The organism is Arthrobacter sp. 2YAF22_2 (assembly GCF_052114645.1).
Taxonomy (GTDB): Bacteria; Actinomycetota; Actinomycetes; order Actinomycetales; family Micrococcaceae; genus Arthrobacter.
On record NZ_JBFRFD010000092.1, the window covers coordinates 1 to 8,974 of the forward strand.

Sequence of the window (8,974 nt, forward strand, 5' to 3'; positions counted from 1 at the left end):
CCACGCCCTGCCGGCCCTGCGCGCCGGTGACAGCGTCCCGCTCGTGCTCGCCGGCGTCGCGTACCTCGCCGCGGCGGTCGCGACGGCGTGGCTCACCGCCGTGTACGTGACCTCGACGGCGCGCCTGAGCCAGGCGATGCTGCTGGACCTGCGCGTACGGGTCTTCCGGCAGACCCAGCGGCTGAGCCTGGAGTTCCACGAAAAATACACCTCGGGACGCATCATCGCCCGGCAGACCTCGGACCTCGAAGCCCTGCGTGACCTCCTCGACTCCGGAGTCAGCTCCCTCGCGTCCGGGATCATCTTCATGTTCTTCACCGCCATCACCGTGTTCGCCCTCGACTGGCGCAGCGGACTGCTGGTGCTCGCCGCGGGCGTGCCGATGTACTTCCTGGCCCGCTGGTACCAGAAGCACTCCCAGATCGCGTTCCGCGAATCCCGCGTGGTCTCGGCCCGGCTGATCGTGCACTTCATCGAGACCATGACCGGCATCCGCGCCGTCAAGGCCTTCCGCAAGGAGCGCCAGAACGCCGAGCGTTACGCGGAGCTCTCCGAGGACTACCGCAAGGTCACGGTCCGCTCCATCAACCTCAACGGCATCTTCCAGCCCGGCCTGGTGCTGATCGGGAACGTCTGCGTCGCCGTCGTCCTGCTCTCCGGCGGCTTCCGGGTGCTCAGCGGCGAACTCGCGGTGGGGGTGCTGCTGGCGCTGATCCTCTCCGCCAAGCGCTTCTTCCAGCCGGTGGACCAGATGGCGATGTTCTACAACTCCTTCCAGAGCGCGCAGGCGGCGCTGGAGAAGGTCTCCGGGCTGCTGGAGGAAGTGCCCACCGTCCGGCCGCCCGTCGATCCTGTGCCGTTGTCCGAGGCGAAGGGCCGCATCGATTTCCGGAACGTCGAGTTCCGCTACGGCGACGGCCCGGTGGTCATCCCGGCCATGGACCTGCAGATTCCCGCCGGACAGACAGTCGCCTTGGTGGGGCAGACCGGCGCCGGGAAGTCCACGCTGGCCAAGCTGATCGCCCGTTTCTACGACGTCTCGGCCGGCTCGCTGACGCTCGACGGCGTGGACCTGCGGCAGCTGACGACGGCGGACCTGCGCCGGAACATCGTCATGGTCACCCAGGAAGCCTTCCTGTTCAGCGGCTCGGTCGCGGACAACATTGCCCTAGGCCGACCCGGGGCCTCCCGGCAGGAGATCGAGGACGCCGCGAAGGCCGTGGGCGCCGACGGGTTCATCACCGCCCTGCCGGACGGCTACGACACCGACGTTAACAAGCGCGGCGGCCGCGTTTCGGCCGGGCAGCGCCAGCTGATCAGCTTCGCCCGGGCGTTCCTGGCCCGGCCCGCCGTCCTGATCCTCGACGAGGCCACGTCCTCGCTGGATATCCCCTCCGAGCGCATGGTCCAGGCCGGGCTGGCGAGCCTGCTGCGCGGAACCGCTGCCGGGGAGGCGGACCGCACGGCGCTGATCATCGCGCACCGGCTCTCCACCGTGGAGACCGCGGACCGCGTGCTGGTGGTCCATGACGGCCGGGTGGTGGAGGACGGCACCCCGGCGGAACTCATCGGCGGCGGAGGCCGCTTCGCCCAGCTGCACGGGGCGTGGAAGGACTCGCTGGTCTGATTCCGATCTCGTCCCAATTCGCATCCGGGGCCGGAATCGGATACTCTTGTGAAGTTGCTTTTGAAGTAACGGATCGGGATGTGGCGCAGCTTGGTAGCGCGCGTCGTTCGGGACGACGAGGTCGCAGGTTCAAATCCTGTCATCCCGACCAGTCAATTAAGAGGGCCTTCCAGTTGGAAGGCCCTCTTTTGCGTCCGGCGGCCCCTCACCCCCGCCGAATCCCCGTCGACTGCTCCGTAACGGCCCTTTTGAGGCGTCAGAAGGGCCGTTACGGAGCAATCGACGAGGGTTGACCGGCACAAAACAGCCCCGGGATATCTTTTGCGGATGTCCCGGGGCTGTTTTCGGAGCGTTGTCTACATCGGGTCCGGCCAGTTGCCGATGTTGGTTGAATAGGTCATCGGGTCCGGCCAGTTGCCGATCGCCGAAAGGCTGCCCTGGGTCGAGCTCATCGGATCCGGCCAGTTGCCGATTGCCTGGGTGCTGTTGCCCATGGGGTCCGGCCAGTTACCGATGGCACTTACTGACAGCACTGCGGGAGCCGTTGCGGAGAACGCCAGCGCCCCAGCCAAGGCGACGGAGGCGGCAATCTTCTTGAACATGTGGGTTCCTCAATACGAGTCGGAAATACGAGTCGGATAGTTACAAAGCCAGCACGAGCCCTTGTTGACATACATTGTAAAATTACTTGCACAGAGACTGTCAAGCATTTAGTACAAAGACTGTCCGGAATTAGGAGGAACCCGTGGGGAACGGATTCGGGGAAAAACTCCGAGCGGAACGGCTGGAGCGCGGCCTCACCCAGGCCGAACTGGGCAGGGACAAATACTCCCCCAGTTACATCTCGTTGCTCGAAACCGGCCGCCGTGAACCGACCGCGGAAGTCATCGAGGAACTGGCGCGCCGCCTCGAGCTCGCACCCAAGGCCCTGGAGGCCTGGAGCCAGCCCGTATCGGTCAGCGACGCCGAATACGTCCTGGCGGGGCTTTACGCCCGGCAGGCCTGGGACCTTCGCGACTACCCGCTGGCCGCCAGCCACGCCGCCATGGCCGCCCAGATCGCGATCGAAGGCAAGAACACCAGCGCTTGGTGGAACATGACCTACATGCAGGCCGAATGCCTGATGAAGCAGGGCCAGCTCAAGGAATGCCAGGACCTGGTCCAGCGGCTCCTCGACCACCCGATGGCCGCTGAGTCGGTCGGCCTGGGGGTTCGTGCGCGGCAGATGCTGGCTGCCGTCTGCCACGGCCAGGGCCAGTTGGCGGTCGCCGTCGAACACGCGCAGGAGGCCGTGCGGCTTTGCGACCAGCTGCCCAAGGGGTCCACGCTCATCATCGGCGCGCTGCGTGCACTGATCGGCGCCCTGGCGGAAAGCGGCCGGCTGGACGAGGCGTGGCAATACTGCCAGGACATGAACGCCCAGATGGATGAACAGTCCATGTCCCAACTCGCTGGCGAAGTGGCCTGGGTGATCGGGAACGTGGCGTTCATGCGCCATGACTATGCCGAGGGCATCAAGTACCACGAGAAAGCCTCCAAGCTGCTTTCGCCGGCGAACGACATCGACCTCTGGGCGAGGTTCAACAAGGCCTCCGCGGCGGTCCGCCTGTCCTCCGGCATCGTTGAGCCGGAAACCCTGTCCTCGATCGAGCGCGCCGAACTCGCCCTCTCGATCGTGGGCGGCAACAAGACGGACCACCTGGAAGTCGCTTTTATCCGTGCGCGCTGGCTCTACCTGACCGGCGACATTGTCGGGGCCGTGCAGAAGCTGCGCGAGATCCACGCCGAGCGGGATGCGCTGGCCAAGCACGTCGCCGGCGAGGTGGCGCTGCTGCTCGGCAAGGCGCTGAAGGCCGCCGGCGAGGCCGAGGAAGCCCTCGTGTACCTGGACGAAGCCCAGAAGGAGTTCAGCTCCGCCGGCGCCTCGGACCGGGTCCAGCAGGCGATGGACGCCGTGCTGGAAATCCGCCTGGCCCAGCGCCGCGCCGAAGCCGCCGCCGCCAGCAGCTAGCCGCGCCGGGCCCTCCAGGCCCGTTAGGCGAAGGTGCGCCCGGTGAGCAACTCGTAAGCTTCCACGTAGCGGCTGCGGGTGCGGACGACGACGTCGGCCGGGAGCGCCGGGGGCGGCGTGTCGGAGGACTTGTCCCAGCCTGATTCGTCGGAGGTCAGCCAGTCGCGGACATACTGCTTGTCGTAGGACGGCTGCGCCTGGCCAGGCCGGTAGGTGGCCGCGTCCCAGAAACGTGAAGAGTCCGGCGTCAGGACCTCGTCGCCGAGGGTGATGACGCCGGTTGCGGGGTCCAGGCCAAACTCCACCTTGGTGTCGGCCAGGATGATTCCGCGGCCGCGGGCAATCTCCTCGGCCCTGGTGTAGATCTCCAGGGTCAGTTCGCGGAGCCGTCCGGCAACGTTCTCGCCGACCATCCCGACGACGGCGTCGTAGGTGATGTTCTCGTCATGCTCCCCGACTTCCGCCTTCGCGGAGGGGGTGAAGATGGCCTGTTCGAGCCGGGATCCGTCCACCAGACCCGGCGGCAGCGGGATGCTGCACACGGTGCCCGAGGCCCGGTATTCGGCCAGCCCGGAGCCGGTCAGGTAGCCACGGGCGATGCATTCCACCGGGAACATCTTGAGTTTTTTGCAGATCATGGCGCGGCCCTCGACTGCGGCGGGAACCCCGCCGTCGACCGTGGACGCGAGGACATGGTGCTCCACGCCGAGCTGCTCGAACCACCATAGGCTCAGCTGGGTGAGGATGCGGCCCTTGTCCGGGATCTCGCTCGCGAGGACATGATCGTAGGCGCTGATCCGGTCGCTGGCCACCACCAGGACGCACTCACGGCCGACGCGTTCCGTGATCGCGGCGTCGGCAGGGATGTAGAGGTCGCGGACCTTCCCGGAGTAGACGTGCGTCCAGCCCGGAAGGTCCAGGGTTTCGGTGTCTAGGCCGCCGGGGGGCAGTGCGGGTTCGCCTGCGTTCATGCTCAGGCCTTCGCTTTCGCACCGGCGGTGTGCGCGGCTGCCGTTGATTTGCCGGGCGCCGTCACCTTGATTTCGCCGCGGGCGGCCTTGCCGCCGATGTCGGTGCGGAACTGGCCGCCGTCGAGTTGGACCAGTTCGACGCCGTCATACGCCCGTTCCCGGGCCTCCACGAGGTCGGTGCCGAGCGCCACCACGGCGAGGACGCGGCCGCCTGCGGAGACGACCTTGCCGTCGTCGTCCAGTTTGGAGCCGGCGTGGATCACGTGCACGCCCTCGATCGCCTCGACCTTCTTCAGGCCGCGGATCCGGTCCCCGGTCCGCGGCGTGCCGGGGTAGTTTTCGGCGGCGACGACGACGGCGACGGCCGACTCCTTGGACCAGCGCAGCGGCTGCACCTTGTCCARCCCGCCCTTGGCGGCGGCCATCAGCAGGCCGCCGAGGGGTGTCTTGAGCCGGGCCAGGACGGCCTGGGTTTCCGGGTCGCCGAAGCGGACGTTGAACTCGATAACCCGGGTGCCGCGGGAAGTCAGGGCGAGGCCGACGAACAGCACGCCGACGAACGGGGTGCCACGGTGGGCCATCTGGTTGACGGTGGGCTGCGCGACCCGGTCGATGACCTCCTGGACCAGGCCGTCGGGGACCCAATCCAAGGGGGTGTAGGCGCCCATGCCGCCGGTATTGGGACCCTCGTCGTTGTCGAAGATGCGCTTGAAATCCTGGGCCGGGGAAAGCGCCACGGTGCTGCTGCCGTCGCACAGGACGAACAGGGAGACCTCCGGGCCGTCGAGGAACTCCTCGATCACCACGGTGCCGCCGGCGTCGAAGCAGCTCTGGGCGTGCGCCAGGGCCTCGTCCCGGTTGCGGGTGACGACGACGCCCTTGCCGGCGGCGAGCCCGTCATCCTTCACGACGTAGGGGGCACCGAAGGTATCAAGCGCGTCGGCGGCTTCCTCGGCGTTGGACGCCACGCGGGCCATCGCGGTGGGCACCCCGGCCTCGGCCATGACTTCCTTGGCGAAGGCTTTGGAGGCTTCCAGTTGCGCGGCGGCCTTGCTGGGGCCGAACACGGGGATCCCGGCCTCGCGGACCGCGTCGGAGACTCCCGCGGCGAGCGGCGCCTCGGGCCCCACCACCACGAGGTCGACGCCGAGCCTGGTCGCCAGGGCGGCGACCGCGTTGGGGTCGCTCGCGTCGACGGGGTAAGTGGGGACCAGCTTGGCGATACCGGCGTTGCCCGGGGCCGCGTGGACCTCGGAAACATTCGGGTCGGCGAGCAGGGAACGGACAATGGCGTGTTCGCGGCCGCCGGGGCCGATGACAAGTACCTTCACAGTTCTCAAGGGTACTTTGTGGACCCGGCAGGCTCCTAAGCTGTGACCCCCGCGGAACATGCCCAGTCCTGGCCGTCCGTTCCACGCCATCCCCGCGGGACATGCCCAGTCCTGGCCGCGGCCACTGGACATAGCGCCCACATGCCCGTCCGTGCCACCCAGGGGAGTGCATGTCCACCTCGCCGGACAATCCCAACGCCCCGCCGCTCCGAACACCCTGTATGACGATGCCCAGCACCCGGAAGCCCGGTACCTCCCCGCAGTCCAAGAAACGGTCCGCGTGGCGGTCTGGTTCCACGGCACTCGCCGCCCTTGCCGGGGTGGTTTCGGCCGCCGTCGTCCTGTCCGTCGCGGAACTGATCGGCGCGTTCTTCACTGCGCGGGCGACGCCGCTGATTGCGTTGGGCTCGACGTTCATCGACTTCACGCCGCTGTGGATGAAGAACTTTGCCGTTGAAACGTTCGGCACCAATGACAAGGCCGCGCTGTTCGTCGGGATGGCTGTCACGATCCTGCTCCTCGCTTGCGTGCTGGGCATCGTGGCGTACCGAAAATGGGCCCTGGGTGTGGCCGGCGTCGTGGTGATGGGGGCGGTGATCGTGGCCAGCGTGGTGACGCGGGCCGGCGTGAAACCGCTCGACGCCATCCCCTCGCTGATCGGCACCGCCGCCGGCTTGGTCGTGCTCCGGCTCCTGACCACCAGGCTGTGGCGGATGCGGGAATGGCCGGACGTTGCGGCGGACCGTGGTGCCAAGGAGCCGGACCGACCGGCAACCTCACGCCGCGCCTTCTTCGCCGCCACCGGCATCACCGCCGTGGCTGCCGCCGCAGCCGCCACCGGCGGACGGCTCCTGAGCGCCGCCCGCAGCAACGTGGCCCAAGCCCGGGAGGCCCTGAAATTGCCGGCGCCCGCGAAGGCTGCCGCCCCGGTGCCCGCCGGCGTCCAATCCAAGGCCGCGGGCGTTACCCCCTGGCTGACGCCCAACAAGGACTTCTACCGGATCGATACCGCCCTCAGCGTGCCGGAAATCGCCGCCCAGGACTGGGAACTCCGGATCCACGGCCTGGTCGAACAAGAGGTGCGGCTCAGCTTCCAGGACCTCCTGGATGCGAAACTGATCGAATCCCACGTCTCGCTGACCTGCGTCTCCAACCCCGTCGGCGGCAACCTCGCCGGCAACGCCAAATGGCTGGGCATGCCCATCCGTGACGTGCTCAAGATGGCCCGGCCCAAGCAGGGCGCCGACATGGTGCTCTCAACTTCCGTCGACGGTTTCAGCGCCTCCACGCCGCTGGAGGTCCTGCAGGACGGCCGCGACGCGATGCTGGCGATCGGCATGAACGGCGAGGCGCTTCCTCTCGAGCACGGCTACCCGGTGCGGATGGTGGTTCCCGGGCTGTACGGCTTCGTCTCGGCGACCAAATGGGTGGTGGACCTGGAGGTGACCCGGTTCGCGGACCACAAGGCCTACTGGACCCAGCGCGGCTGGTCCGAACGCGGACCGATCAAGACCATGGCCCGGGTGGAGGTCCCCAAGTCCTTCGCCAAGGTCGCTGCCGGACGGGTCGCGATCGGCGGCACCGCCTGGGCGCAAACCCGCGGCATCACCAAGGTGGAGGTCCAGATCGACAACGGCCCGTGGACCGAGGCGGTGCTCTCCGCCGAGGCCTCGGTGGTGACCTGGCGGCAGTGGTCCTTCGACTGGCAAGCCACCCCGGGCCCGCACTACATCAAGGCCCGCGCCACCGACGGCACCGGCGAAGTCCAGACGGACAAGCGCGCCGACCCGGTTCCCGACGGCGCCTCCGGCTGGCAGTCGGTCATGGTCACCGTGGAGTAACCGGGCTGAGCCGGCTTCGCACCCTAGAATTGCAGCATGCCTTTGAACCCGCATGCCACGTTCACCGTTGAGTCCGCCGTCGAGCTGGCAGTCGTTGAACGGAGCGGCTTTGTCGAGTCCCGGCACATCGGCTCGGCCGTCGTGCTGTCCGCGGACGGCAATGTCGTCACCGAACTCGGCGACATCACCACCCCCATCTACGCGCGCTCCACGCTCAAGCCGTTGCAGGCCCTGGCCTCCATGCAGTCCGGCGTTCCGCTGCGCGGCGCACAGGTGGCGATCGCGTGCGGCAGCCACGTAGGTTCCCTCGACCACATGGACGTGGTGGAGGGCATGCTCAAGGCCGCCGGCGTCAAGGAGGACCAGCTGCAGTGCCCCGCGGCGTGGCCCGAGGACGAGACGGCCCGGACCTGGCTGATCCAGACCGAACGCGGAAAATCCCGGCTTGCCTTCAACTGCTCGGGAAAGCACGCGGCGTTTCTCTGGGCCTGCACGGAAAACGGCTGGGACACGCACAGCTACCTCGAACCAAACCATCCCCTGCAGCAGCGCATCCGCTCCGTGATCGAGGAGTACTGCGGCGAACGGATCGCCCATCTCGGCATCGACGGCTGCGGCGCCCCCGTGGCCGCCGTGTCACTCACCGGCCTGGCCCGAGCCTTCTCCCGGCTGGCCAAGGCTCCCGGCGACAACAACTCCAACGCCCGGGCCGCCACGATTGCGACCTCCATGCTGGACTACCCGTGGGCCGTGCAAGGCCGCGGGCAGGCCAACACGATCGTGATGGACGAACTTGGCATCATCGCCAAGGTCGGCGCCGAGGGGGTGCTGGTGATGGCCACCCCGCAGGGCGTCTCGGTGGCTATCAAGGTCCTCGACGGCAACATCCGCGCCACCACGCTGGTGGGCCTGACCCTGCTCGCCGCCGCGGGGGCCGTGGAGATCCCGGAGGTCTCCAGCGTGCTGGAAAAGGTGGTCGACCCGGTGCTGGGCGGCGGCCGCCCGGTCGGCAAAATCCGCCTCGGCCACGCCGTCTCGGCGCTGCTGGACTAGGGCCGTGGCCGTTTCACGACGCCGGATCCCGCTGGATGAGGGCCGCGCGGCGCTGGCCGCCTGGCGCGACGCRAACGCCCCGTCATCCGACGCCGCGAGGGCCGACGCGCCGGCCTCGGACTTGGCTCACTCCGACATGC

7 protein-coding genes and 1 tRNA gene are annotated in these 8,974 nt (G+C 68.1%); 5 read left to right on the top strand and 3 right to left on the bottom strand.

Translation table 11 applies throughout. The features are described from left to right. Together AB4Y86_RS05795 and AB4Y86_RS05800 are read left to right on the top strand one after the other, a co-directional pair. Positions 1-1,627: ABC transporter ATP-binding protein (locus AB4Y86_RS05795; protein ID WP_441400908.1), on the top strand; the 1,627-nt coding region annotated here is incomplete at its 5' end. A 74-nt stretch (positions 1,628-1,701) separates the two neighbouring features. Beyond that, a tRNA-Pro gene (locus AB4Y86_RS05800) sits at positions 1,702-1,778 on the top strand. A gap of 205 nt (positions 1,779-1,983) precedes the next feature. On the opposite strand, the gene AB4Y86_RS05805 is transcribed toward AB4Y86_RS05800, so the two are convergent. Beyond that, on the bottom strand, positions 1,984-2,229 hold the full coding sequence (locus tag AB4Y86_RS05805) for a hypothetical protein (protein ID WP_441400910.1): 246 nt from the start codon (positions 2,227-2,229) through the stop codon (positions 1,984-1,986). A 143-nt stretch (positions 2,230-2,372) separates the two neighbouring features. On the opposite strand from AB4Y86_RS05805, the gene AB4Y86_RS05810 reads away from it, so the two are divergent. Continuing rightward, positions 2,373-3,638 (top strand): helix-turn-helix domain-containing protein, encoded by a 1,266-nt coding sequence (locus AB4Y86_RS05810; RefSeq protein ID WP_441400912.1) that lies wholly within the window; start codon positions 2,373-2,375, stop codon positions 3,636-3,638. 23 nt (positions 3,639-3,661) lie between these two features. On the opposite strand, the gene AB4Y86_RS05815 is transcribed toward AB4Y86_RS05810, so the two are convergent. Both AB4Y86_RS05815 and purD read right to left on the bottom strand, forming a co-directional pair. Continuing rightward, positions 3,662-4,609 carry a phosphoribosylaminoimidazolesuccinocarboxamide synthase gene (locus tag AB4Y86_RS05815; RefSeq protein WP_441400913.1) on the bottom strand — a complete coding sequence of 316 codons (948 nt, stop codon included), beginning with the start codon at positions 4,607-4,609 and terminating at the stop codon, positions 3,662-3,664. A 2-nt stretch (positions 4,610-4,611) separates the two neighbouring features. After that, entirely contained in the window at positions 4,612-5,940 is a 1,329-nt protein-coding gene (gene purD / locus AB4Y86_RS05820) for a phosphoribosylamine--glycine ligase (RefSeq protein ID WP_441400915.1), read from the bottom strand. Between the two features lie 227 nt (positions 5,941-6,167). Here purD and AB4Y86_RS05825 point away from each other — a divergent pair, with 227 nt between their 5' ends. Further along, on the top strand, positions 6,168-7,781 hold the full coding sequence (locus AB4Y86_RS05825) for a molybdopterin-dependent oxidoreductase (protein WP_441400919.1): 1,614 nt from the start codon (positions 6,168-6,170) through the stop codon (positions 7,779-7,781). 36 nt (positions 7,782-7,817) lie between these two features. Then, entirely contained in the window at positions 7,818-8,834 is a 1,017-nt protein-coding gene (locus AB4Y86_RS05830; RefSeq protein ID WP_441400917.1) for an asparaginase, read from the top strand. The last annotated feature ends 140 nt before the right edge of the window (positions 8,835-8,974 follow it).

What these genes read in the sequence shown, in the direction of transcription:
- AB4Y86_RS05805 (WP_441400910.1), bottom strand. Translation starts at nt 2,229, where the DNA reads ATGTTCAAGAAGATTGCCGCCTCCGTCGCCTTGGCTGGGGCGCTGGCG.
- AB4Y86_RS05830 (WP_441400917.1), top strand. Translation starts at nt 7,818, where the DNA reads ATGCCTTTGAACCCGCATGCCACGTTCACCGTTGAGTCCGCCGTCGAG.
- AB4Y86_RS05815 (WP_441400913.1), bottom strand. Translation starts at nt 4,609, where the DNA reads ATGAACGCAGGCGAACCCGCACTGCCCCCCGGCGGCCTAGACACCGAA.
- AB4Y86_RS05825 (WP_441400919.1), top strand. Translation starts at nt 6,168, where the DNA reads ATGCCCAGCACCCGGAAGCCCGGTACCTCCCCGCAGTCCAAGAAACGG.